24 protein-coding genes and 1 pseudogene are annotated in these 26180 nt (G+C 50.1%); 16 read left to right on the forward strand and 9 right to left on the reverse strand.

Annotated features, from left to right (window positions below; all coding sequences use genetic code 11):
- Positions 1 to 101 precede the first annotated feature (101 nt).
- Entirely contained in the window at positions 102 to 695 is a 594-nt protein-coding gene (gene folE / locus PVOR_RS05910; protein ID WP_006208201.1) for a GTP cyclohydrolase I FolE, read from the forward strand.
- A 100-nt stretch (positions 696 to 795) separates the two neighbouring features.
- Here the strand turns inward: folE and PVOR_RS05915 are convergent, their stop codons facing one another.
- From PVOR_RS05915 to PVOR_RS05935, 5 genes are all read right to left on the reverse strand, one after another.
- Positions 796 to 1068, reverse strand: coding sequence for a hypothetical protein (locus tag PVOR_RS05915; protein ID WP_006208202.1), 273 nt, complete (start codon positions 1066 to 1068; stop codon positions 796 to 798).
- Between the two features lie 32 nt (positions 1069 to 1100).
- Complete coding sequence (locus PVOR_RS05920; RefSeq protein WP_006208203.1) at positions 1101 to 2360, reverse strand: lipase family protein; 1260 nt, start codon at positions 2358 to 2360, stop codon at positions 1101 to 1103.
- Positions 2361 to 2388: 28 nt separating this feature from the next.
- The gene (locus PVOR_RS05925; protein WP_006208204.1) at positions 2389 to 2700 is read right to left on the reverse strand and encodes a hypothetical protein; all 312 of its coding nucleotides are present in this window, start codon (positions 2698 to 2700) and stop codon (positions 2389 to 2391) included.
- A 301-nt stretch (positions 2701 to 3001) separates the two neighbouring features.
- Positions 3002 to 4171, reverse strand: a complete 1170-nt coding sequence (locus tag PVOR_RS05930; protein ID WP_006208205.1) for a Fe-Mn family superoxide dismutase — start codon at positions 4169 to 4171, stop codon at positions 3002 to 3004.
- A 160-nt stretch (positions 4172 to 4331) separates the two neighbouring features.
- On the reverse strand, positions 4332 to 5324 hold the full coding sequence (locus PVOR_RS05935) for an alpha/beta hydrolase (RefSeq protein WP_006208206.1): 993 nt from the start codon (positions 5322 to 5324) through the stop codon (positions 4332 to 4334).
- 222 nt (positions 5325 to 5546) lie between these two features.
- Here PVOR_RS05935 and PVOR_RS05940 point away from each other — a divergent pair, with 222 nt between their 5' ends.
- Complete coding sequence (locus PVOR_RS05940) at positions 5547 to 6287, forward strand: IclR family transcriptional regulator (protein WP_006208207.1); 741 nt, start codon at positions 5547 to 5549, stop codon at positions 6285 to 6287.
- A 361-nt stretch (positions 6288 to 6648) separates the two neighbouring features.
- Here the strand turns inward: PVOR_RS05940 and PVOR_RS05945 are convergent, their stop codons facing one another.
- The 4 genes from PVOR_RS05945 to acnA form a co-directional block, all read right to left on the reverse strand.
- Positions 6649 to 7746, reverse strand: coding sequence for a DUF1648 domain-containing protein (locus PVOR_RS05945; protein ID WP_006208208.1), 1098 nt, complete (start codon positions 7744 to 7746; stop codon positions 6649 to 6651).
- Positions 7746 to 8144 (reverse strand): GntR family transcriptional regulator, encoded by a 399-nt coding sequence (locus tag PVOR_RS05950; protein WP_006208209.1) that lies wholly within the window; start codon positions 8142 to 8144, stop codon positions 7746 to 7748. Before PVOR_RS05950 ends, PVOR_RS05945 begins: the two co-directional genes overlap by 1 nt.
- A gap of 186 nt (positions 8145 to 8330) precedes the next feature.
- The gene (locus PVOR_RS30955) at positions 8331 to 8486 is read right to left on the reverse strand and encodes a hypothetical protein (protein WP_006208211.1); all 156 of its coding nucleotides are present in this window, start codon (positions 8484 to 8486) and stop codon (positions 8331 to 8333) included.
- Between the two features lie 181 nt (positions 8487 to 8667).
- On the reverse strand, positions 8668 to 11385 hold the full coding sequence (gene acnA / locus PVOR_RS05955) for an aconitate hydratase AcnA (RefSeq protein ID WP_006208212.1): 2718 nt from the start codon (positions 11383 to 11385) through the stop codon (positions 8668 to 8670).
- Between the two features lie 316 nt (positions 11386 to 11701).
- Between acnA and PVOR_RS05960 the strand changes: the two are divergent.
- From PVOR_RS05960 to PVOR_RS06025, 14 genes and pseudogenes are all read left to right on the forward strand, one after another.
- Positions 11702 to 12725: pseudogene (locus PVOR_RS05960) on the forward strand (amidase domain-containing protein).
- Between the two features lie 45 nt (positions 12726 to 12770).
- The gene (locus tag PVOR_RS05965; protein WP_006208214.1) at positions 12771 to 13865 is read left to right on the forward strand and encodes a D-alanine--D-alanine ligase; all 1095 of its coding nucleotides are present in this window, start codon (positions 12771 to 12773) and stop codon (positions 13863 to 13865) included.
- Positions 13866 to 13969: 104 nt separating this feature from the next.
- Positions 13970 to 14287, forward strand: a complete 318-nt coding sequence (locus PVOR_RS05970; protein WP_006208215.1) for a hypothetical protein — start codon at positions 13970 to 13972, stop codon at positions 14285 to 14287.
- Positions 14284 to 15294, forward strand: a complete 1011-nt coding sequence (uvsE, locus tag PVOR_RS05975) for a UV DNA damage repair endonuclease UvsE (RefSeq protein WP_006208216.1) — start codon at positions 14284 to 14286, stop codon at positions 15292 to 15294. Before PVOR_RS05970 ends, uvsE begins: the two co-directional genes overlap by 4 nt.
- Positions 15295 to 15548: 254 nt before the next feature.
- Positions 15549 to 16412: an inositol monophosphatase family protein gene (locus tag PVOR_RS05980; RefSeq protein WP_006208217.1), complete on the forward strand. Its 864-nt coding sequence runs from the start codon at positions 15549 to 15551 to the stop codon at positions 16410 to 16412.
- Between the two features lie 65 nt (positions 16413 to 16477).
- Positions 16478 to 16744, forward strand: a complete 267-nt coding sequence (locus PVOR_RS05985) for a hypothetical protein (RefSeq protein WP_006208218.1) — start codon at positions 16478 to 16480, stop codon at positions 16742 to 16744.
- A gap of 49 nt (positions 16745 to 16793) precedes the next feature.
- Positions 16794 to 17246, forward strand: a complete 453-nt coding sequence (locus PVOR_RS05990; RefSeq protein WP_006208219.1) for a hypothetical protein — start codon at positions 16794 to 16796, stop codon at positions 17244 to 17246.
- A gap of 74 nt (positions 17247 to 17320) precedes the next feature.
- Complete coding sequence (locus PVOR_RS05995; protein ID WP_006208220.1) at positions 17321 to 18583, forward strand: stalk domain-containing protein; 1263 nt, start codon at positions 17321 to 17323, stop codon at positions 18581 to 18583.
- 476 nt (positions 18584 to 19059) lie between these two features.
- Positions 19060 to 19788: a TetR/AcrR family transcriptional regulator gene (locus PVOR_RS06000; RefSeq protein ID WP_006208221.1), complete on the forward strand. Its 729-nt coding sequence runs from the start codon at positions 19060 to 19062 to the stop codon at positions 19786 to 19788.
- 27 nt (positions 19789 to 19815) lie between these two features.
- A complete protein-coding gene (gene map / locus PVOR_RS06005) occupies positions 19816 to 20562 on the forward strand; it encodes a type I methionyl aminopeptidase (protein ID WP_006208222.1) in 747 nt (248 codons plus the stop codon).
- A gap of 499 nt (positions 20563 to 21061) precedes the next feature.
- Positions 21062 to 22894, forward strand: a complete 1833-nt coding sequence (locus tag PVOR_RS06010) for a cache domain-containing sensor histidine kinase (RefSeq protein WP_006208223.1) — start codon at positions 21062 to 21064, stop codon at positions 22892 to 22894.
- On the forward strand, positions 22894 to 24216 hold the full coding sequence (locus PVOR_RS06015; protein ID WP_006208224.1) for a response regulator: 1323 nt from the start codon (positions 22894 to 22896) through the stop codon (positions 24214 to 24216). Before PVOR_RS06010 ends, PVOR_RS06015 begins: the two co-directional genes overlap by 1 nt.
- A 97-nt stretch (positions 24217 to 24313) precedes the next feature.
- Positions 24314 to 25249, forward strand: a complete 936-nt coding sequence (locus PVOR_RS06020) for a carbohydrate ABC transporter permease (RefSeq protein WP_006208225.1) — start codon at positions 24314 to 24316, stop codon at positions 25247 to 25249.
- Position 25250: 1 nt separating this feature from the next.
- A complete protein-coding gene (locus PVOR_RS06025) occupies positions 25251 to 26117 on the forward strand; it encodes a carbohydrate ABC transporter permease (protein ID WP_006208226.1) in 867 nt (288 codons plus the stop codon).
- Positions 26118 to 26180 lie beyond the last annotated feature (63 nt).

Here is a 26180-nt window from a genome sequence, read left to right on the forward strand (position 1 = left end):
TCTACATTTAGGACGGAGGGGCATTTCTATTTAAAAAGGCCGCTAACAGCGGCTATAAGTTAACCGTTTGCTTTTTTTTGGGACGGAAAGGGGGATGTACTGTGGCGGGCGTAAAAGATTATGTAAATAACAAAGTAGGCGAAAACCGAGAGCAGATCGAGTACCATGTAGAGCAGATTTTGAAGCTGATCGGTGAAGATACCGAGCGTGAGGGACTGCTTGAGACACCGGCCCGCGTGACACGGATGTACGAGGAGATTTTTGCGGGATACGAAGTCGATCCTAAGGATGTTCTCGGCGTTACATTTGACGAAAATCACGAGGAACTGGTTATTGTAAAGGATATCGTCTATTACAGTCAGTGTGAGCACCATATGGCGCCGTTCTTCGGTAAAGTTCATATCGGTTATGTCCCAAGCGGCAAAATCGCTGGCCTGAGCAAGCTGGCACGCCTGGTAGAGGCGGTTACCCGCCGGCTTCAGGTACAGGAGCGCATCACCTCGCAAATCGCGGATATTATGGTCGAGGCGCTGGAGCCAAACGGTGTCATGGTCGTTGTGGAAGGCGAGCATCTGTGCATGTGCGCGCGCGGCGTGAAGAAGCCAGGCAGCAAGACTGTAACGTCAGCTGTCCGCGGAAGCTTCCGGAGCGATTCCGCGCAGCGTTCGGAATTCCTGTCTTTGATCAAAGACTAAGAATGAGGATAATGGAAAAAGGCTTCGCCCATGGAGGCGAAGCCTTTTTTTGCTGTATGATGAATGGATATTTTAAATACTTCAAGATGAGCATGAGGACCTATGATGCGCCATCTACCTGTTTCATATATTGTACATACTGGGTGAGGTTGCTTTTGTGTTCCTCGATATCCTTGATCCGGCGGGACATTTCCAGGAAGAAGGCTTCGATCTGCTCCCGTAAAACATGGGCTGACTGGCCTTTCCAATCCTGCAGACGGGCGTACATGACCTTCGCTTCCTGTTCGTCAGCCTGGATGGCGGCCAGCAGTCCCGACAGCTCACGTTCTGCTTGAAGCAAATCATCAAGTTCCAGCAAAATTTCTCGACTCATATCTTTCCCTCCCGGTCACTTCTTATAGATGTTTACCCGATGTTGTCTGTCCGCTCAAATAGATCAGCCTTAAATTTAATGTACTGAACAATATCCGTGGTATGCTGTAAATGCCACTCGCTCATCGACATGATGGATGCATCCAGTTGCTGTACAATCGGCTGGAGGCGTCTGCTGTGACTGGAATACATATACTTAGCGAGACGCTGCCTGATTCCTTGAACTTCGGCATCGCTTTGCTGGGCGTGTGTTCTCCATTTCTCGGCCACGCTTCGGAGCTCGGCAGGGGTGACCTGGATGGTGCTGGAGGAACTGCCTGCAGCATCTCTATTTAGGCCCAAGAATGGAGATAAGGCTCCTGCAGTTCCAAGTATCATGTTCCTCAACCCATCAAAGAGCATGCTTTCTGATGGGACTCGGGGAGACTCGATAGACTTGTCAGAGCTGCCGTCATACAGAGGGTTGGAAATATACCCATTCTCGAATTGATATCGTTCAAGCTGATGATAATTCGGACCCCCTAGTGTATTATCAATTTTTTCTTTTATGCTAATCCCATCGTTAGCATCTTGGTAACTAGAGTCTATGTAATAGGTAGAGCCTACGTGGCCGTCATAACCTCCCAAAGTGCCACTGGCAATAATATCACCTGGATGCGCAAAATTAATAATCTGGGAGTCGAACCCCCCATCCTCGGCTTTTCTTCTAAATTCCGGAGACAGACTCCCAATAACAGAGGGGGCACTAAAAGTCACAGCTGTCATACCTGTATAAGCAGCAGCATATTGTGCATTTGCACCGCCGAGTGAGTGACCTGTCAGAGAAAAATTTAGATCTTTATGTTTTTCCTGCATTTCTTTAGCGTAGTCTTCCGCCTGGTACATCTGATTGGTACCCAGAATATTCATATTCTTATCAAGCTTTCTTGAAGTTTCGCCGAGCCAATCGTTGATGCTGCTAATTCCAACCGCATCCTCAAATTTGGTTAGATGGTCCTCAAATGGTCTTTCAATTTCAGCTTTCCTTTTGAGTTCCGCAATTCCAATTCCAACATCACTTACATAATCAGGTATAGATGCTGATAACTGTGCTTCTCCCTCTGTCCCTCTGTATGCAATGACCGCTTCCCCAGTATCTCTATTCACAAAAGTGACAGCATCAAATCCTGACAACTTATAGCTTTTAGTATTTTCTAAAACCTCCCATTGTGGAAGATCTTCAATTTGAGTGCCTTCTTTTAGATCCTTGTATGCCAATCTGGATAAAATGTTATATGTTTCATCATTGACCATGATGAGTTCCTCCATCAAACATAATTCATTATTTTTGCTTCTTAGATTGGATAACCTTCTTTAGTTCAGGACTCATGACAAAATTTTTGGTTTGAAAGGTTTTGTAATTTACAGAAATATTAAATGTTTGATCTTTATGTCCAATGACATATCCTTCAACATCAATCTCATCTGCGACATAGGTAGGCATTTTCTTTTGGTTTGTTATCTCAACTTCCAGGTCATATTCTTCCTTGAAGAATTGAATTGCAGTTTCTCTGGTTTGGCTCATTAATTCATCATCATGGTTTGTAATGTCATCCGTGATACCTGAGGTATTGTTGTTTTTATTTGAATTCATATTTTGACAACCCCCTAGTACAACCATTGTTAACATAAGGAATATGAATGGTTTTTTCCACCCTAATCGGGTAAGCATATCAATTTCATCCCTTCCAGATGTTCATTCATTCTTTTTATCATAATCCAGTAAATAGGAGACTTCAACCGAATAAATAACCAGAGTAATGGTTATTAAGACCTAACAACGTGGTTATCTGAAATAATGGATAAGCCCTCCCTAAACTTCAGAAGCGAAGTAAGGAGGGCTATAGCTTAATACCCAATATTAACCATTGCGAAGCAATCCAGCTGGATTTTGCTTAGAACGGCTTCCATTTTAACTTGCTGGCATGTTTGAAGCGATCCGCAACCTCTGGCCAGTAGACCACTTTCCACCAGTCGTTAATGTAATCTTTCCGTTTATTCTGATGTTTGAGGTAATAGGCATGCTCCCATACATCCAGGGTGAGGAGAGGGACGACATCCCATTGGGACAGGTTCTGGTGTTTCTCAGCCTGTAAAATTTCAAGCCGATGGCTGCGCGGGCTCCAGACGAGGATGGCCCAGCCGCCGCCTTCCACCTTGTCTGCTGCTTCGGTAAATTGATTCTTAAAGCGATCGAAGCTGCCGAAATAATTCTTGATTTGCTGGGCAAGCTCCCCGCCCGGTTCGCCGCCGCCCCGAGGGTTCATAATATTCCAGAAGATCGTGTGCAGATAATGGCCGGCACCATTGAAGGCTAGCTCGCGTTCCCAATGTTTCACGAGTTCGAAATCTCCGCTTTTTCGGGCTTCCTCCAATTTCTTCTCCGCTTTGTTCAAGCCGTCGACATAGCTCTTATGGTGAATGTCATGATGAATCCGCATTGTCTTTTCATCAATGTAAGGCTCAAGCGCATCATAAGCGTAAGGGAGAGGGGGGAGGCGGTGTCCACCAATCGGGACGGCCTGACCGCTGTCGCCCATGCCTTGAATGGATAGCTCAGCCTCTGAGAGAGATGGTGGAGGGGACGAGGCCTCATGAAGCGTCATGGATTGTTGCGGCATATCCATGAATCGCTCCAATGCTCCAGCGGAGTTGAGGGTCTCCAGTGCGTTCAGGAAATACTCGGACTCCCGGATGACGTGATGTACAACCGTACCGGCAAGCGGTACCTTCTGAACGGCTTCGCTATTCTCCTTCAGTCCGTGCAGCTGGCGGATGAACTCTCTGGATTGCTCGCAGGAGGCTCGAAGCAGCTGCTCTACCTGGGCCAGCACTTGAGGTGAAGGAGGCGCATGGTTGCTGAGAATGTGGCGCAGAAGTTCGTCAGCGACTTTTTCTGTATCGGCAAATACGAGGGCCCACTGATCCAGCATCTGAACGTAGACCGGTTCCAGATCAGGAACTACGGCTTTAATCAGCCCGGTATGTTTCCTTTCCTGATGTTTCCAATAGCGAATTTCCTCCAATAATCGTACCGGGAGTTTCGCTCCATAATGAAATAACATGTCCGTTCCCTCCAGTATCAGCTTCACTAAACTCACTATATTCATTTTGCAGCCTGTATTATGTGGAAAAAATAAAATCCCCTCACTGCTCCAGGCAGTAGGGGGTTGGAACATAGTATGGAGCTGCGGCATCTCGCAATGAATGCTATTATCCGGAACGTCACGGTCCTTCCGGTGTTTCAAGTTTGCCGAGGAAGGTTGATACTCTGCGTAAATATTCTTTAGGATGCTCACGGAAGATAAGTTCATGATGGGCATCTTCTACGATCCAGGAATCCGAATCCGCATGACTCTGATTGGACGCAATTTTCTCGGCGATCGGGTAAGGCGCCTTATCGTCTTTCGTTCCGTGAATGAACAAGGTCGGGAACGGATAGTCATGCTTCTTCACTTCGTTGTAAGGGATCTGATCCAGACTTGTGCCGTTGAGGACCGGGAAGAGCAGCTCCAGAATCTCCAGAGATGGATGCCGCGGAAGATTAATCTGGTTATGGATATTGTGGTAAAGCGTGTCCGGCTCGAGCAAAAATGCACTGTCCAGGATCATGGCGTCCACATCTTTGGTCTCAAGCCCCGCCTGGAGAGCAGTACCGGCACCCATGGAGAAACCCCAGACGACAATCTGCTTCGCGCCGCGCTGTTTCACATGCTCAATGGCACCGAGAAGCTGGCGTTTCTCTTCCTTGCCGCCGGTCGCCACTTCCTTGCTGGTCTGGGACGCAAAGCCGTAATCAAACATCAGCACATTAAAATTCATGTTGTGCGCGTAATGGGCGATATCGTACATAGGAACCCAGGTTTCCTCCCGGTTGGCGCCGTAGCCGTGGCTCAGCACGATGGTTTTGGAGGAATTCTCTGCCGGTATATACCACCCGTTAATATTCCGTTTACCATCAATCGAGTGAAATGTGACATTCTCGTAATTCATATCTTTAGCGAGTTTGGGATTGGAATAGAGCGGAGCAACCGTCGGATTCGACAATACCCAAGCAATATAGGCATGCAGTGCAATAAAACAGAAAACTAGAAAAAAAACGACAGATAACAACAACGCTAATATAATATGCTTAAAACGAACCAGGCCTGTCGACAGCTCGGCTGGCGTGTCATTCAATTGGGAGAGTGGGGCATTACTACCAGTTGTTGTACTCATAAGTGGCCCCTCCTTACCATATAGTCAGAATTTTTTTCGTTAAAGTGAAAATATCGAAATTTATAATAATCGTATGCCCGGTGGCCTATAAAGTCAATGCAAATCAATAGATTGTAAGACAAATGTAAAGTCCCGGTGCGGATGGTTTACTTTTGAGAATAATTCTCATATAATTATTGTAACCAGGTTTCATACAATGAAACACGAGAGGAGCAGGTCGGGATGGAAGACCGAAAATTAACGGTACGTGCTGTAGAGCGGGCACTTGATATATTGATGTGTTTTACGAAAAATAATGAGCTTGCTCTGACGGAGATAGCCTCCCTTATCGGGTTGCATAAAAGCACGGTCCATCGACTGCTTACAACGCTGGAAGACCAAGGATTTGTGGTGCGGAACAAAGAGACGGAGAAATACCGGCTCGGCCTTAAAATATGGGAGCTGTCAATGCATCTGTCCCAGAGCGATGATCCTGCCATTCGCCTTCTTCCCGCGATGGAAGCGCTGCGGGACCGGCTGGGGGAAACCGTCAGCTTGTATCTGCGGGATGGCGCCGATCGGCTTCGCATCCAGGCGGTGCAGAGTAACCAGGGCATCCGGCGGGTCGCCCAGGTGGGAGTAAGACTGCCACTGTCGGTAGGCGCTTCCAGCAAGGTGCTGGTGGCCTCTGCGCCTGCGGTAGATCAGGAGGAGCTGCTGAATGCGGCAGATTGGCCAGAGTCTGTTGATCGGGACGTGTACCGGCAGCAGCTCGCCGAAATTCTGGAGAAGGGGTACGCCATCAGCATTGAAGAGCGTGAGCCTGGAGCTGCCGCTGTATCGGTGCCGATTTTTGACCGGAACGGTCAAGTGGCGGCCGCGCTGTCGATGTCAGGGCCGGTCACCCGCCTCCCGGCGGATACACTTCGTGAACATGCGCCCGTCCTGATGGAAGCAGCGCGGGAAATGGGAATGATGATTTAATTCATTCTATTTCGGAGTTGCGGACAGCATCACTATAAGTTATTGAATGACCGGGCAGCTCCGAGTGATACAGCTGCCCGGTTATTTTACATGAGATGAGAAAGCGTAAACTTCAAAGACTCCCCATCCTTATCTCTGAGAAGAAAAATGTCCGCTACAGGCGGTCTGTATTCTGAGGATATCATGGATAAGCGTTACTCTTATATGATGAAAAAGCTTAAACGGAGAGTGGAAGGATGCATGGCGATAAGATGTGCAGGGTTTTGCCGGGAGCCCTTGCAAATATACAAAGAGATGACACCTGAGTTTAGACCAGGGCCATCTCTTTTTTCATTCTGGATGATGAAGTAAGGGGATTAAATTAAACCAGGAGCATGGTCAGCAGGGCAATCACGATCGGAACTGCAAGGAATAGCCAGGCTAACGGACTTGCTACGTTGATGGTCCAGCCAACGCCAAATCTTTTTTCCACAAAGAGAGCAGGGTCCTGCGGATTAAAATAGACGGAGCCGAGCTTCCAATACTTATCGTCATTGGCACTATGAGTGGAGTGCGGAGTGTTGGGATCTCTCTTCAGCCGGCTTCCGCCTTGACCTGTTGTGAAGGATAACACCACTGCACCGAGGACAATCACCAACGGTATGGCTAAGCTGATGACCAGCAGCAATTCGGGATTCAGCTGTTCGATCATGTTGAGCTGGATCAAGGAGAACATCAGCACAAGCAGCAGACCAGCCATCGTATTGAAGAAGGACCAACGGCGGCGGAAGATGGCGTTGCGCGCTGAGGAGCCCGCCGGATCTCCCGGATCGATCTGCTGTTTGCTGTTTAGGATGGACCAATTGATCAACATGAAGATGAGGATCATGAATACCTGCATAATGTTGGGCAGCAGGACTACACCCCATGATTTGTCCGCATAGTTGATCACGCTGCCTTGAAAATCAAATTTCATGGGAATGGTATCTGGGATCTGGTCATAGTATTGGAAAATCCAGACGGTGCTGATGATGGTAATGACGGCATGAATGATAAACCAGCGGTTAGAGAGGACAAGCTTCTGCCTTCTGAAGTTGGTATCGATTGCCACGACCTGGCGTCCGGTTGTCGCAGGGGGAAGAGTGGCCTTGATCCCTTTCATTTTGAAATGAAAGGTCAGGTTCAGGGCAAGTGAAGCAATGACGATTGCCGTGATGGAGCCGACAATAAGCCATTCGAACCCTGTGTTCCCAATCGATAACAATCCGATCAGACAGGCGATCAAGATAAGGGCATAAATACCGCAGCTGATGGAAGCAAACTGCTTCCGCAGCCTGCGAAGGGCTTCGCTGTGGAACATTTCTTCACTCACCGATACTCCAAAGCTAACTGTTTCCCTGGTGTAATAAGGCATAAAGGCAAGCAGTACAATAATCGGAATAATCATAAATACTAGAATCGAGGCTGATATCATAACCATTACACATTCTCCTCCCCAGTCTGGGTGATCTCATTATGCATATCTCGTACGATCTGAAGCAGCTGTTCTTCGGATAAGCCCCTGCAGATGGCTTCAGCAATGATAGGTTTTAGATAGGCATTGCGTTTATCCTGATATTCGGGGGTAATGCCCGGCATGGTATCCGGCTGTATCACCACGCCTTTTTGCCTGTGTATCTGAATAAAGCCTTCCTGCTTCAGCAGCGTGTACGCTTTGTTAACGGTGTGGAGATTGATCCCGATGTCGGATGCCATGCTGCGAACCGAGGGCAGGGGATCGCCGGGCTTAAGGCTGCCGCTGGCAATGCCTTCGATAATCTGATTCATTAACTGGTTGTATATGGGGACATCGGACTGCATATCCAGTTGGATAATCATAAGAGAACCTCCGCATTCGTTGTAACTGTTATATATGTAGTATAACAGTTGGAACGTATGGTGTAAAGGTCAATCCGCAGTTTTTCATAAACGAAAAAAAACGAGGACTGTCTTCACAATCTTGGGATTGGAAGGCGGTCCTCGTGTTTTCATTGCTCGATATGTAATGTAACAAGAGAGCGTGACTTATCTCAGCTTGATATTCTTCTCTTTGATCTTTTGATTCAGAATCTCTTGAAATGTGACGGGTTTATCTGTCGAATCCTCTTTCTTCGGAGCCGTCACTGGCTGCGGCCGTTGATATTGATAATGGAACGAAGCCATCGTATGTATTTTGATCATAGGTACGATCCTCCTAGATATGGATTTCCGGAATGTTTTCTACCATTTAACCTTTCCGGCATCATTCGAAACGGAATTTCCAATATTCAGGAAAAAAGTACTGTGAAATGAAAAATCCCCATCATCCATTAGCGGATGATGGGGATTTGTTCCTAAGGCTAAAGCGCCTAGATGAATTGTCTTATTGGTTCGATGCGATCATTTGACGAAGTACCGTTTGGAGGATACCTCCATTGTGGTAGTAGTCCACATCCACCATGCTGTCGAGACGAGCGATAGCTTGGAACTCGAATTGAGTACCGTCTTCGCGTGTAACAACAACCGTCAATTCTTGACCTGGTTTCACATCGTTGCTGAGACCCAGGATATCAAATGTTTCCCGGCCGTTCAGCGCAAGGCTCTTCCAGCCATGACCTTCCTGGAACTGGAGCGGAAGCACACCCATGCCTACGAGGTTGGAGCGGTGAATACGCTCGAAGCTCTCAGCCAGTACAGCTTTGACTCCGAGCAAATACGTACCTTTTGCCGCCCAGTCACGGGAGCTTCCTGTACCGTATTCTTTACCTGCAATAACAATCAGGTTCTGTCCGCCTGCTTGATAATTCATGGATGCATCATAGATGGACATGACTTCTTCAGTCGGCAAGTATGTGGTTACGCCGCCTTCCGTACCTGGAGCTACCTGGTTACGGATGCGGATGTTAGCGAAGGTACCGCGCATCATGACTTCGTGGTTACCGCGACGGGAGCCGTAGGAGTTGAAGTCTTTGCGTTCCACCTTGTGATCGCTCAGATATTTGCCTGCAGGACTGGACGGTGCAATGTTACCGGCTGGTGAGATGTGGTCCGTTGTAACGGAATCACCCAAGAGAGCCAGCACACGCGCTTCCTTGATATCCTGAATGTCGTTCAGACCGTTGCCCAGGCTTTCAAAGAACGGCGGGTTCTGAATGTACGTGGATTGATCATCCCACTCATACAATTCGCCTTCAGGAACAGGAATCTTGTTCCAACGCTCGTTCGCTGTGAACACATTCTCGTATTTTTCACGGAAAGCGTCAGCGCTAAGGGACTGACCAATGGCTTCACGGATTTCAGCACTGGTTGGCCAGATGTCTTTCAAGTAAACTGGCTCATTGTTTGGATCGTAGCCGATCGGATCGTTCTGCAGGTCGATGTTCACGGTACCTGCCAGAGCGTAAGCAACAACCAGTGGCGGTGAGGCCAGGTAGTTGGCTTTGACCTGAGCATGCACACGTCCTTCGAAGTTACGGTTACCGGACAATACGGCAGCTACCGTCATGTCGTTATCGGTAATCGCTTCGCTTACTTCGTCCGGCAATGGACCGGAGTTACCGATGCAAGTTGCGCAGCCATAGCCTGCAACATAGAAGCCGAGAGCTTCCAGGTAGTGCAGAAGGTTGGACTTCTCAAGGTAGTCGGTTACGACAAGGGAGCCTGGAGTCAAGCTGCTCTTCACATAACCAGGTTTCTTCAGACCGCGTTCAACCGCTTTCTTGGCCAGGAGACCTGCACCCAGCATAACGCTTGGGTTAGATGTATTCGTACAGCTCGTGATGGCTGCGATAACAACTGCACCTGTGCCCATTTCGCTGGTAGAGCCGTCTTTATGACTGACCTTAACGGTTTCCGCGATTTTGTCATCGCTGAGCCCGTAGCCGCCTTTATCAATCGGTGTACGGATGATGTCGTTAAAGTTCTGCTTCATGTTGGTCAGTTCAATGCGGTCTTGTGGACGCTTCGGACCAGCCAAGCTCGGTACAACCGAAGCGAGATCCAATTCGATTACATCGGAGAACTCAGGGTCCTGCGTGTCAGCCGTACGGAACATGTTTTGTGCTTTATAGTAGCTCTCCACGAGTTCAACCTGCTCATCGGTGCGGCCGGTGTTGCGCAGGTAAGCCAACGTCTCGCTATCAACCGGGAAGAAACCGATGGTAGCGCCGTATTCCGGTGCCATGTTCGCAACGGTTGCACGGTCAGCCAGACTGATGTTGGCAAGACCAGGACCGTAGAATTCCACGAATTTGCCCACTACGCCTTTTTTGCGAAGAAGCTCGGTTACAGTGAGGGCAAGGTCGGTCGCCGTTGCGCCTTCTGACAGGCTGCCTGTCAGTTTGAAACCGATAACTTCAGGTGTTACAAAATAAAGCGGTTGGCCGAGCATTCCGGCTTCTGCCTCGATGCCGCCTACACCCCAGCCCACTACACCAAGACCGTTGATCATGGTTGTATGGGAATCGGTGCCTACGAGGGAATCAGGGAAGACGAGGGTTTCGCCGTCAACTGTCTTCGTAGCTGCTACGGAAGCCAGGTACTCCAGGTTAACCTGGTGAACGATACCTGTTCCGGGAGGAACCGCGCGGAAGTTGTTAAACGCTGTTTGAGCCCAGCGGAGGAAGCGGTAACGCTCTTCGTTACGCTCAAATTCAACCTTCATATTATATTCAAGCGCTTGGTCGGTACCAAAAGCGTCAACCATGACGGAATGGTCGATAACGAGATCGACCGGAACGAGAGGGTTGATCTGTTTCGGGTCGCCGCCGGATTTTTTAACGGTGTCGCGCATGGCTGCAAGATCCACGACAACCGGAACACCGGTGAAGTCCTGCAATACGATACGGGCAGGGATGAACGGAATTTCCTTGTTGTTGTCGCGTGCTTCATTCCACGTGGACAAAAGTTTTACATGATCCTCGGTAATGGCGCGTCCGTCAAATTGACGGACGGCCGCTTCCAGCAGTACCCGAATGGAGAAAGGAAGCTTGGATACACTTCCGTATCCTTGCTCTTCGAGCGCCTGCAGGCTGAAATAACGGTAATTTTTACCGCCCACCTCTAGGTTGCGAGAGATGGAGAATTGATCCTTTGCTGGCATAGATGAACCTCCTTGAGTCATTTCATTTGATCTTATTATGACGATCTGAGTTAAACCTTTTGTGGTTTCACTAGATGAAACCTAATTTCATAAATTAACTAACTTAAGTATAACGTTTTCAACTCGCCGCGTAAAGCATTTTTTATAGAAGAAACGTATTTCAAAACCGTGAAAATTCGCCCGTTTTTTAAGCTGACACGGCTGCCCTGATTCAGTGTTTCTGTATTCTCTTTACCGAAGTTCATAGCCTGAAGATTTGCTTCATATAGTTGTGATAGGGAACTGCGTGAAAGGCAAGGTCAGAGGAGGAGAGAAGATGAACAGTCTGAAGCAAGCAGAGAAGCCATGGAAGCAAGCTTTATATATTTACGTCAATCAATATAACCAAAATCGCGTGGACTATTCTTCAGGCCTGAAAGAGCAAATTGTAGCAGATCTGAATTTCCTGGTAGAGAGAGGAGAAAGGCAGTTCCGACTGCAGTCATGGTACGAGTTGCGCGAAGCAACCCCGCTAAAGAGCGAGACTCGTGCACGGCTCCAGCGTGTACTCAGAGAGACGGAGGATGACGTTGTTGCCGATGTAAGGCTTCACAGCGTGTTCTATTATGAGAAAAGAGGCATGACGCACCGTGAGGACACGGTGTCACGGGAGCGGCTGACGCTGATCCGTGATGGGGAAGCCTGGCTGATCGTTGGCATTGAACGTCTGCAGGACGAACGCCATCCCTTGCAAAGAACCGATGCTTCGTTCACAGGCCAGGACTCGGCTGGAAGAGAACCGTCCACTCCATTCATGAATGGTCGTGTTTACTCGGCTGGCAGCAGTCCGCGGTCCGGTCGATACGAGCGTGAAGCCGCTGCTGCTTATGCCGACAGGTGGTGGGATTCCGGCAATCCGGAGTTTGAAGAATTTGACGTGGATTGCACCAATTATATCTCCCAGTGCCTCTTTGCAGGTAAAGCCCCAATCCTCTATACTGGTAAAAGAGAAACGGGATGGTGGTACAAGGGGTATGTAAGCAAACGGGAATGGTGGAGTTACAGCTGGGCGGTTTCGAACAGCTTCGCGCATTATTTGAACTCCAGTACCTCGGGACTGCGAGCCGAGCGGGTAGAACGGCCTGAGCAGCTGATGCTTGGGGATGTCATCGTGTATGATTGGGACGGTGATGGGGCGTTTCAGCACAGCACCATTGTGACAGCATTTGATGCTGGCGGTATGCCGCTGGTCAATGCTCATACGGTATCAAGCCGTCATCGCTACTGGGACTACCGGGATTCCTACGTCATGGAACGACAACACCGAGTATCGGTTTTACCATATACCCGATTATTTTTAAGATGACAGCATGTCATGCTGCAATACGGACAAGAGAGAGGTAAACATGGAACAGGATAAATTAACGGTTGGCTTGGTATACGGGGGAAAATCTGGCGAGCATGAGGTGTCACTTTCCACGGCATTTGCAGTCATGAACGCTTTTGATTTTGATAAATACGAAATGATTCCTTTTTATATTTCGAAGCAGGGAACCTGGAGAATCGGGAGCAAGCGATCAGCTCCGTTTAGCCAACTGGAAGATTTGAAGCTGGCCGAAGGGGAAGGGACGCAGACGGCTCTGAACGCTGTGTTCAGCAGGCTGTATGGTCAAGAAAATCAGGCAGTGGACATTATGTTTCCGCTGCTGCACGGAACGTTTGGCGAGGACGGGACCATTCAGGGATTGTTCGAAATGGCGGACATTCCTTACGTAGGCACCGGCGTGCTTGCATCGGCTGCAGGCATGGATAAAGTCGTGATGAAGAAGCTGTTCGCCCAAGCGGGATTACCGCAATGTGAATATTGTTACTTCAATCGCACGCAGTGGGAACAGGGGCAGTACAACGTGCTTAAGGACATCGAGGACAAACTCGGTTTCCCAAGCTTCGTCAAGCCGGCTAACCTCGGCTCCAGCGTCGGCATCTCCAAGGCGAAGAACCGGGAGCAGCTCAAGTCGGCAATTGAATCCGCCCTCCGGTTCGATGACAAGATCATCGTGGAAGAGTTTGTGGATGCCCGTGAAGTGGAGGTCAGCGTGCTCGGCAATGATGAGCCGATGGCATCCGTTCCGGGTGAAATCGTGTCTTCCAGTGAATACTATGACTATGCGGCCAAATATACGGACGGACAGTCACAGATGCAAATCCCGGCGGAGATCGAGCCGGATGTGGCTGATCGCCTGCGCGAGCTCGCGATTAACGCGTTCAAAGCGATTGAAGGCGGCGGAATCACTCGCGCGGACTTCTTTGTACGCCGCTCCGACGGCGCGATTCTGATCAATGAAGTGAATACGATGCCCGGCTTTACGCCGTTCAGCATGTATCCCCTTCTATGGCGGGAGACAGGCGTTTCCTACCGCGAGCTGCTCGACCGGATGATTGAGCTGGGGCTTGAGCGGTACAACCGCAAGCAATCCTTGATTTATGAGAACCAGGCATAAGCTAGCCGTTTTACAATAGGATACGATTGACCAGGGGGAGTCCGCGCTATTCATCACGGCTCCCCTTGAGTCTAATATTTTGGGATGAAAGGAAGATTCGTGATATGGGATTTCAAACCGAGTTCAATTCCGTTTGTAAGTTTAAGAGTGAGCAGGAGCTTTACGAGCTGCTGGAATACGGCCGCGGCAAAATGCTGAAGGACGGACTGAGGGTGTTTCCGACAGGACAGAAGGTCATCGCCTATACGCCGGATAACCAGGCGGTAGCGATTGTCCTGATTACGGCATGTGTATCGGAGATTAACTTCCAGGGTCGTGAGGTGACCTCGGTTGAGCTGCAGCTGATCCGCAAATTGACGGATGAGGAAGCACGCGTTCAGACCGCGCTCGCTCATGAGATGTTCTTCGGAGACCATGCATGATTGTCCGTTTCGGTTATGTAGCCATGTCCACGGTTGTGCAGAACGCTTCTCCCTCCAAGACAATGACCATGAAGAGTTTTACGAAGCTGGATGACCGTGAGGCCGGCATACACAAACTGGAGCGGATCGCGAACGAGAATTTACATAATACCCTTCGGTTATTGAGACATAATCTGGCCCATGATATCAAGGTGTACCGTTTCTCGTCCAAGCTGATTCCGCTTGCCACGCACAATGATATGCATGATTGGAACCCTTTCCCGGCGTTGAAGGAGGGCTTCCAGGCCATCGGGGAGTTTGTGAAGAAGCATGAGATGCGGGTGTCGTTTCATCCGGATCATTTCACGGTGCTGAGCACGCCTCGACCTGAAGTGTTGATTAATTCCATTCGGGACCTGGAGTCACACGTCCATATGCTGAAGGCGATGGGTTTGCCTGCTTCCATGAAAAACAACATCCATATCGGCGGCGCCTACGGGGACAAGCCCAGCGCTTCAGCCCGATTCGTTGAGCACTTTCATGCGCTTGATCAGAGCATCAAGGAACGTCTGACACTTGAGAATGATGATAAAACCTTTACCGCACAGGAGACGCTGGCGGTATGCCAGCAGACCGGGCTGCCGATGGTGCTGGATATCCATCATCAGTGGGTCAATAATGATGGTGAGGCGCCTTGGGAGCTGTGGCCGGCCATTCTCCGCACCTGGGAGACGCCGCTGGCTCAAGAAGGCTCTGAGCCGATACAACCGCTGCCGCCGAAGATTCATGTGTCCAGTCCCAAAAGCCCTACAGATATCCGAAGCCATGCAGACGGGGTGGACGTTGTGCCTTTGCTGGCATTTTTACGGAAGATTGCGGGCGCTACGCCGAAGGTGGACGTTATGATTGAAGCCAAGATGAAGGATGGCGCCTTGTTTGGTCTGATGAAGGATTTGGGAGATTATGCGGGAGAGGGTGTAACGATTCTGGACGGGGCCTCCATCGAAGTAAATGACCTAAAACCATAAGACGAGCCTGTTATGACTTGCAAGTTGACGGATTTTGGGTTACGTTGGAAGTACGGAACACAGATTCTCCTCAAGCTATCGTATTGGATAAAAAAGTTCGTTCTCGCCAAGCATTCAGGTGCACAGCATAGGACGGACTTTTATTGAAATAGGGCGGATTTTTTGAGACGCTGCCCTTTCGTTCCCGTACTAATTGAATAGGATGTAGGGATTGCCAAAATCACTAGATTTATATAGAAAGTAGAGTGAGCGCTTTGAATGAGAACGAAAAGATTCCTTATGTTGTCAGCAGTAAAAGCTACACCGCTGTAGCGATTAATTGTGCCGCGAAAGCGGGTGAATGGATTGAGAGCAAGCTGGGTACCGTGAAACAGCTTAGCACGAAGACGTCCGCGCAGGATATCGTAACCGAGGTGGACAAAGGTGCGGAGCAGATGATCCGCAAGCTGATTCTGACCCATTTTCCAGACCATGCGATTCTTGGAGAGGAAGGGGTTGCTCCAGGCACCGAAGCCTATGCGAAGGCTTTGGATGATGCAAAAGACGAAGAGTATCTCTGGATCATTGATCCTGTTGACGGAACGACGAATTACGTGCATGGATTCCCTTTTTACTCCGTGTCCATTGCACTGGCTCACCATGGCGAAGTCATCGTCGGTGTCATATATGACCCTTCCCGGGATGAATTATTTGTTGCGGAAAAAGGAAAGGGAGCCTACGTTCACGGCAACCCTACCTATGTTTCCAAGGAAGAGCAGTTATCGGACAGCTTGCTTGCCACAGGCTTTCCTCTTGACAGCACGGTCAACTTGCCGCTGAATATGGCAGAGCTTCAGGCGCTTTTGCCGAAGGTACGCAATGTGAGAGCCGGCGGTTCCGCCGCGCTTCATCTGGCTTATGTTGCGGCGGGCCGGCTCAGTGGATACTGGGAGCACGGCTTGAGTGTCTGGGACGTTGCGGCGGGTGCCTTGCTGGTTCAGGAGTCCGGTGGCAAAGTGACTGATACGGAGGGGCGTCCTTACGATCTGTCGGTACGTCATTTGGCAGCAACGAACGGGCTGATCCATCAGCGGTTTCTGGACACACTAAAAGATGCGGGCGAAGCATCAGTCCGTTAACCCCTGGAACAAACAAAAGAAAATGCAGGTCACATACAACCGCTTGATAAAGGAGTATGCGTGCGATGAATGAGAAATCAGATCAGAATTTGGAGCGCCAGCTCAGCGAGATGTTGACGGAAGGTGAAATGCAGCAGAGGGACCGGGAGAAAGAGGAGCGCCGGCTTCTTTCTCCGAAATATGAGATCCGAATTCAGACCCAGCTCGATCCCATCGTGGAGGAGACCCAGAAATACCGCAGTATGGCTAAGGAAGTTGATGGCCGGTACGATAAGTATATGGATAAGACGATCAAGAAGGATAAGCCTGAGGAATCAGGTGAGGATGTTTGACAGCGCTTCAGGAAACATTTGCTGTGAGAGTGCATAATATCACCATAGGTTGGCAAACGGAGAATGGACAGCACTTGAGCGGCTGTCCATTCTTTTTTATGATGGAGCGGGTCGCGTTCGGGTGTTTACAATTGACATGGATGGGGGAAGAGCGTTGCGAGTTCGGCTGAGGCTTAAGCTTAAGGCTTCACATATTGTTGCAGGACTTTCAGGTATGGGCTCCATATTGCTCTGGCTCATCCTTATTTTCTTCAATCCGTATACGGATGGCACGAACTTGAGTCCTGCCTTAAATACTTTTATCATGCCTTTTCTTCCCGGCTGTTTGGCACTTATCGCAGTGTTCTATTCGTACCGATTGCTACTGCTGATTGCGTTTGGATGGTCCATACTGCCAAGCTTGTATCTGACGGGGACGCCCGGGATATTTGCTTGGTTTGGAGTTGCATCGTTAGGCTATTTGTTTGCTTATCTGCTGATGAAACCACGATTAAGAAGCTGATGGCGGTACCATTCACAGGTTTGTGGTGGTAAAATAAGGCTGAATCAGATTTATGATGTTAAGGGAGTGATGGCATGTTTAAACCATGGAAAAAGGGGCTGGCCGCAGTAACCGGCACCTTGACGCTCGCGGTGGCACTGGTCGCACCGGGCGTTGCACCAGCTTTTGCCGATGATGTGACAGCCAAGAATACATATCGTATCGTAACACTGGGGGACTCGCTGACCGTTGGGTATGAGCCGGGTATGGATCTGAACAGCAAGCCCTATGGCTTTGTTGATCGGCTGTATGAGCAGGGATTGTTCTACGGTCGAACGGAAGTGACGAATTTGGGCATCGGCGGTTTGAAGACGGACGGGTTGAACCATTATGTCCAGGCCGTTGCAGATGAACGGAACATTACAGCAGAGGAAATACAGCCCGGTCTCAGCAGCATTGACCCGCGCACCAAGCAGATTGGAGCAGAAGCAGCGAAAGCCAAGCCTGTCATCGCTGACGCAGATCTGATCACGATTACTATCGGCGGGAATGACATGATGAGTCTGGTCAGCACGGTGGGAACCCTAAGCGACGAGCAGTTGAAGGCGAAAATGCAGGAACTGTTCAAGCTGTACACGGACAATGTTTCGGCTGTAATTACCAATCTGCATACCATGAATCCGGATGCTGCGATTGTAGTGGCCGACCAGTACAATCCGGTACCGAAAATCGCGGACGAAGTCGCATACGCCAAACTGCTCGCATCATCCGGTGAATTCACGGAGCTGGTGGAAGGCGTGGCTGACGGATTTGCGAGTCAGGGCGTAGATATCAAAGTCGCCCATGTTGCCAAGAAGTTCGTGGGCTCTGAGCTGACGATGACCCATATCCTGAAAGATGATATTCATCCGAACCAATACGGATATGAGACGATGGCCAGCGTGTTTGCAGAGACGATCTGGGGCAGCTATAAGAAACCCCCTGTTCAGGAGGTGGGGCAGCCGATGCGCATCGTCGTGAAGGGACAGGAGCTGAATACACCGTTTAAGCCGATTCTTCGCGACAATCTGAACTACGTAGCTATTCAGGATATCGTGAATGCAGTTGGAGCGACTACAAAATGGGAAAATAAAACGTCCAGTGCAACGATCTCCTTCGGAGATCAGACCGTTGTGGTGAAGATCGGTGCCAAAACCGTTCAGGTCAACGGAAAGTCTGTACCGATTGATACACCAGCTTTCCTGCAAAAAGTAGGGAAGGAAGACAAAACCTACGTTCCACTCGCAGTGATTGCATCCGGTCTTGGTTTTGATGTTCAATACAGTTCCAAATTGCGTACGGCATTCATTAATTTGTAATATTCATGCGTAGAATAGCTGGACCGGCTGAATCAAGCCGGTTCAGCTTTTTTAATGGGAACTTTTTTGAGACATAGGATGAAGGCGATCCAGCAGCAGTGTGATGTTATTCATATGAGTTCATTCAGGCCGGTATTTCGTACTGATTGGCGGCATGATTCCGATGTCGATCGCCATCGAGAAGACCGTGGCCGCTGCCATGATCTCGGATATGCTGGTTCAGTCCCTGGGCAGTTATGGGTAGAGGGGATATGGCGGCAGCTTAGGATGAAATGAGTGGACTGCTGGCATTGCAGCGTAACGCCTGGAAAAAAGATCTGAAATAAAGTGCTTAACCTCAGCTCGGGCTACCCGCTGGCCAGACACCGTTTTCAGGTTTGAGCCGGAAATCTTCCGGTTCGCCTCTTGTTATTCGCCAGCCGATGTTTTATATTGACATAATAGTAGGTCAAAAATAAAAGAGGTGAACGGAGAAGATGACTCCACGCACGAAGGAGCAAAACGAAGAGATCCGGCTGCGGCGTCTGGCGCAAATTCGGAAAGCGGCTGCCGATGTTTTTTTGAATAAAGGACCTTTACTGGAAATCCGCGATGTAGCCGCACAGGCGGGACTCGGCTATGGCACGGTATATCATTATTACAGCCATAAGGGCGATCTGCTCCACGATCTGCTGTGGGACGCGTTGGATCGGGCCGGGGATTGGCTGGAGGTTCCGATGGAAGCTCCACACGATTCAGATGCGGGGATGGCACCGGCGGACGGGCATTTCTGCTGGGCTGCTGCGGCGGATACCGGGAACTCGGCTGCCGCGGGTTCCCGAAGCGGAAGCCGTGTAACGGCCGCAGAGCTTGGTCCCGTCGCTGCCGCTGGTGTCCGGCTGATGCAGCTTTGGGCGGAGGACCACGCCCTGTACCTGCTGCATAAGCTGGCCGGTGAGGGCTTTGCCGCGCTGCCTGAAGGGCGCTCGATCCCGCTCTTGGCTGCCTTTCGCCGGGAGGTGCTCACGCCGCTTGCCGCGCTGCTGAGAAGCGGGCATGCGGCGGACGGGGCAGCCGCTTCCGGCGGAAACGCTGCGGAGCCGCAGGATCTGCTGCAGCACGCGGAGATGCTGCTGGCCGCCTTGGTCGGCTGCGCCTCGCTTTCGCTGCGCCGCGGAAAGCTGCACGAAGAGGCCAGGGATATCGCCCGGTTATTAAAATTATAAAATGGATAAGGAGCGAATAAACAAAAGATGGTTATCTTAAAATCACTTAGGGAAATCGAAGAGATGAAGCCGGCGAGCCAAATCGTTGCGGACTGCTACCGCGAGGTGACCAAGCTGATTGAGCCTGGGATCACCACCCGGGAGATCAATGACTTTGTTGCCAGACACATCACCAAGCTGGGCGGCAAGCAGTTTACGAAGGGGTACAACGGTTTCCCCGCCGAAACCTGCACTTCGGTCAACGATGTGGTGGCCCACGGCATTCCTTCAAACCGGGTGCTTATGGATGGCGACTTGCTGAAGCTCGACATTGTCGTGGAATATGGCGGATGGTTCGGCGATTCCTGCCATTGTTATGCGGTGGGCAATATCCGGCCGGAAGCGCAAAAATTAATGAAGGTGACCAAGGAATGCCTGGATCTGGGGATCGCCCGGGCTATCCCAGGGGGCCGGCTCGGTGACATAACGTCGGCGATACAACAGCATGCGGAAGCGAATGGGTATTCGGTCGTGCGTGATCTGCTGGCTCACGGGATCGGGCGGAGCCTGCACGAGGAGCCTAACTACGTGCATATCGGCGTAGCTGGCAAAGGCATCCGGCTAAAGGAAGGCATGGTGTTTACCATCGAACCGATGATCAACGAAGGTACGTTCCATATCACGATTGACGACGATCAGTGGACGGCGAGAACGGCCGACGGCAAGTTGTCGGCGCAATATGAACATACGATTGCAATCACGCCGGATGGACCACTGATTTTAACGGCCCAGTAAGAATGGAGGCGAACGGTCTCCTTAGGCGAAGTCGCCCATATTCGGAGTCCTGCGCGATGGTAAAATGTTCCCCGGGAAGGGGGGAAGATCATCGTCCGTATGATGGATCGCTTGAATGCGGTTCTTGTCACTCGACAATGAAACGTCGCACAATGGTTTTAACTCCACATTCTCCTAAACGTATTCGATCTGTTGATAGACACAATGGATTTTCCCTTTTGCATCGAATCGAGTTGCAAAGTTCCAAGTAAATATCCGTTACAAAAGCCTCCATTCCGTCCGCTCGGACCCGTATGGGGGCATTTTGAATTTTGTCCCCCCGAAGCCACGCCCCCTGCAAACCCCGACGAGCTAGCAGGAAATTACATGCCCCGAGGCTAATACTTCCAGTTGAGACTTCGTATCTCATCGTAAAAATACGCATCATTTCCGTAGGAATGACTACGCTGGTTCCATTTGATTGTTGATATGCTTGAAAAAGCCGGAGGTGCAAGGGCAGATGAAGAACCGCTTCAAAAATCCGCTAAGCCGCATGAATATTAAACAGCAGATGATTCTGCTGTTCCTGGTGCTGGTCATCCCGTTGTTTGCACTCAACGCCTACGGGAATTCCATGGCTGGTCAAATTCTGAAGCGCCATGTGACCAATGCCTATATCGAGCTGAACAAACAGAATTTCAAGCTCATCAACCGGGACATTGAAACCGTTAACAAAGTAACCTCTACAGTCATTCAGAACTCGCAGATCCAGCAGCTCGGCACCTTTTCCGAGGGGAGTGTTCTGGAGCGGGTGAAGAACTATGAACGCCTTGAAAAGATGCTGTTTTCCTTCTCCCAGGAGACGGATGAGCGCGAACCGGTTTATTACTCTCTCTATGTGTATGACCCCGACAACAGTTACTTTTTTGCTCCTTATTACCCCGAACGCAGAAAAGCAGGCGTGTATTTCTTCTCGGACGAGAATGAGAAGCCGGCTTGGTTTGATGAAGCCGTGGCGATGAAGGGCAACGGATATTTGCGGCGCATGGAGCATCTGTCACCCCCGGTGCAAGGGCGCAAGGATCAAGAGACCCTAAGCTACGTGCGGGCCGTCAACAATATTTATCAGGGCGGAACCATCGGCGTTCTGGTTGTTACCAATCTGGATGCGCGGATCGGAGAGTCCTTATCAACGGTATCCATACCGGACGGGGAGCTCTATTTGACGGACTGGAACAACAATATTTTGACTTCATCGGTAAAAGGCTTGGCGGGGACGCTTGAGCTGCCGCCCGAGGTTGATCCGGGCAGCTCTACCATGGGCGTCATGGACGTTATCACCTCGGATTTCATCTACGTCATCGATTATAACTATATGCTTCAGCAGAAGCTGGTCTATAAGGTTCCTGTCAAAACGCTGCTCGCCCAGCAAAGCGAGATGAAGCGGGTCATCCAGGTCATCTCCATCGCTTATTTTGTTGTGGGCCTAATCATCGTCTTTTATTTCTGGCAGTCGTTGATGACACCGCTCCAGAAGCTGGCCCATTTTGTACGGCGCTATGAACCGGGGAACATTGTGCCGGAAACCCCGTATCGGCGCAGAAAGGATGAGGTCAGTGTCCTGATCTCCACGATTTATGACATGGCCCGCCGATTGAATGATCTGATCCATTACAAATACCGTATGGATTTGAAGCAGAAGGAGGCGCAATTGCAGCTTCTCTACCAGCAGATAAATCCTCATCTGCTGTACAACACGCTGGAGAGCATTTACTGGAAGAGCACGATGGAAGGGAATACGGAGTCTGCCGAAATGATCAAGGATCTGTCCAAATTGATGAAGATCAGTCTCAGCAGAGGCCGGGATCTCATTACGCTTGGGGAAGAGCTTGAGCATGCGGGGGCTTATATTAATCTCCAGCTGAATCGTTATGATTACCAGTTCGCGGTCCACTGGGAGGTTCCGGAGGATTTGCTGGTGAATCATGTGCCGAAGATTACGCTGCAGCCGCTGCTGGAGAATGCCATTATTCACGGCATTAAAAATATGGGCGAGGACGGAATCATCCGCATATCCGGTCATCTGGAGGATGGACACTGCCGGATTGTCATCGAGGACAACGGCTATCGTCCGGTCAATTACGAATCCATCCGCAGGCTGCTGTATGATGAAGCCCCGGATCATTCGCTGGGCTATGGCATCCGCAATATCCATGAGCGGATTCAGCTGCATTATGGAAGTGGATACGGACTGCAATATGAACCAAGAGACGAAGGGGGGACCCGGGTGACCATTACGATCCCCCGGATGGAAGCAACAACCATTACCTTAAACGAACAGGAGGTCTCCTGATGTACAACATTTTGGTGGTAGACGACGAACCGTTGATATGCAAAGGCTTGGCGGGACTGCTAACGTCTTCGGGGCTTGCCATAGACGACATTGCAACGGCCTATAGCGGGCAGGAGGCGCTGGATTACATACGAATGGGAGATATTGATCTGCTGGTCACCGATATCCAGATGGGTGAGATGAACGGCATCGAGCTGATGCAGCAGGCCAAGATTGTGAAGCCATGGGTCCAGACCATCATTATTTCAGCCCATGAAACGTTCCAATACGCGCAGCGGGCGCTCCAGCTCGGGGCAAGGGATTATTTGATCAAACCGCTGAACAGCGAGCAGTTTCTGGATTCGGTTCGCAGTGTACTGCTGAAGCTGGATAAACCTGCACCTCAGGTAGAGCAGTTTCTCATGGCGGACAATGAGCATTTTCGGATGGATGAGCCTCCGTCCGGGAGAACGGAGCGGCTGAATCAGCGGCTTGCAACCGAGCCGGAGCAGTCAGAGTTAGCCGATCTGCACGACGAGTCGGAGCTCGGCTTGATCGGTCCTTATTTTGCCGTCATCAAGATGAAGCTTGCCCTGAAGCAAGGCACCGAATCTTCTTTTTCCTCACAAGACATACGCCTGATTCAATACGCAACGCTGAATATTGCCAAAGAGCTGCTGGAGCAGGAGCCGCACACCCTGGCGTTCTACTCGCCGGAGCGGGATATCAACATCATCCTTCAATGGAGCGAACAGGAAATGGAGGAGAATGCGGGCGGAAAGATCCATCACCTGGAGATGATTGGCCGGAGCCTGCACCACCACGTGGAGCAGCACCTGAAGCAGAGCTGTACCGTGGGAATAAGCCAAATCCTGAGGGGGACCGAATTTTTGAGCGTGCTCAGCCGTCAGGCGGATAAGGCGATGCTGTGGAGCCAGCAGCTGCATGATTTTCATGTGTTTTATTACGGGGACTTCAATTGGCACAACTATGCCCATGAAACGTCGCAGGAGGTGCTTTCGAGCCAGAGCAACCGGATCGTTGAGAATACCAGGCAGTACATCGAGGATTATTACCGTCAGAAGGGACTTACGATACATGAGGTGGCCAAGAACAATCACGTGAGCCCGAACTACTTAAGTTATCTGTTCAAAAAATATACCGGCAGCAGCCTATGGGAGTATGTGGTCAAGCTTCGGATGGAAGAGAGCAGGTCTCTGATCCTGAACACGGATCTTCGCCGGTACGAGATTGCCGAGCGGGTCGGCTATGAGTCCCCGGAGCATTTTAGCAAAATCTTCAAAAAGTACTTCGGCGTCAGCCCGAGTGAGTTAAAGAAGTAAGAACGGTCATACTTCACATAGTTTTAGACATGTTCGAAGGCTCCCCTGCTTTTTTAAAATAAAAGCTAGACATTAAATAAAGGAATGAGGGAGTCTGATGGAAGAAACGGTCATGTCACAAGGCCAGGCTCTGACGGAGCCCGGCCATCGTACCCGGCAGGAGCACAAGCGAAAGCCGCTGTGGAGGAAGTATTTATGGGGGTATTTATTCCTCGTTCCGGCTATTGCGATCTTTATCGTGTTTTTATGGGTGCCGATATTTAAAGGGATCTTTTACAGCTTTTTTCATATCGATTTTGTCAAAGGAAACACCTTCGTCGGGTTGGATAATTACGCCAACGTTCTGAGTAATCCCGACCTGCTGCTTTCCGTTCGTAATACACTCTATTTCATGCTGTTAACGTTTGTGATCGGCTTCTGGGTGCCGATAGTGGCTTCCATTGCCATCTCGGAGCTGAAGCTGTTCCAGGGCTTCGCCCGGATCGCGGCTTATCTTCCGTTTGTTGTACCCGGTGTTGTGCTCTACGGCATGTGGAGATGGATGTATGATCCGGTGGGGCCGATCAATGCCTTGTTTGGCTTCTTCGGGGCAGAGCCGGTATCGTTTATATCGGATAGCCGCTTCTCGATGGTGGCACTGGTCGTGATGGAAACGTGGCAGCAATTCGGCTCGGCAATGCTGATCTATCTGGCGGGGGTGCTCAGCATACCTAAAGATTGGTATGAAGCCGCCGAAATCGACGGTGCGGGCGTATGGGCCCGGATCAAATATATTACGCTTCCCTCGATGCGCAATCTGATTATACTCATGCTGATTCTGCAGCTGATCGGTACTTCACAGGCGTATCAATCGCAGCTCGCGATGCTGGACGGTGGTCCGAACAAGGCCACGCTCACCTATGCTCTCCTCACCGTAAAATATGCGTTTAACCAGCTGGATTACGGGGCGGGAACCGCAATGGGCGTCTTGATGTTCCTCGTGCTGAGCATACTTGGCATCCTGCAATTCAAGATGAACAGGGAGGAGTACTAGGATGAAAGAGAGAGGCATATTATCGACTTCGGATTTGAGAAAACCCTTGAATCAAGTGGTTTACGGCTTTATGGTGCTGTGTATTGCGGCAATGGCTTTTACGATGCTGTATCCGATCGGCATGACGATGTTCAACGGCCTGAAGAGCAACCAGGAGATCAACACGTTTCCTCCGCGATTTTTCCCTTCGGAGTGGCATTGGGATAACTTCCCGAAGGGGTGGGATTACATTGATCTGCCGATGTTTCTCAAGAATACGCTGTTTATTTTTGGCGGTAATTTGCTGGTGACCATTCTGGTATTGGGCCTTGCGGCATTCAGCATTTCGCGCATTAAAGTTCCGTATCACCGGGCGATTTATTTCTTCATTCTCATGACCTTGTTTATACCGGCATCGAGTTATATGATTCCGAATTTCGTCAATTTGAAGGAGCTGGGGCTGCTGAATTCCTACTGGGCGTTCTGGCTGCCGGCAGGGGCGAACGCTTACTTCTTCCTGTTGATCAAAAACTTCTTCGATGGCATTCATCCCGAGATATTTGAGGCGGCGCGCATCGACGGCGCTTCGGAGATCAGCAGCTTTCTGCGTATCGCGATTCCGCTGTCGGTCCCGATTTTTGCAACGCTTGCGATTTTTATTTTCTCGACTGCGTGGAATGATTGGTTCTGGCCGTCCCTTGTGATGCAGACACAGGACAAATACACACTGGCAACAGCCATCTACAAGTATGTGATCAATGCACGGAACCTGGACAGCAGCATTAAATTCGCGATCCTGTTCATGGTGATGGTGCCGCCTATCTTTGTGTTTCTGCTGTTCCAGAAGTTTATCATGCGCAGCGTCAGCCTCTCGGCCGTCAAAGGGTAGAAATAGCGTTTGCATGATCGTAGGCCTGCACATGATCGTCATATGAATGCACATCGTTCTTTC

The organism is Paenibacillus vortex V453, from assembly GCF_000193415.1.
In the GTDB taxonomy this organism is placed as follows: Bacteria; Bacillota; Bacilli; order Paenibacillales; family Paenibacillaceae; genus Paenibacillus_AQ; species Paenibacillus_AQ glucanolyticus.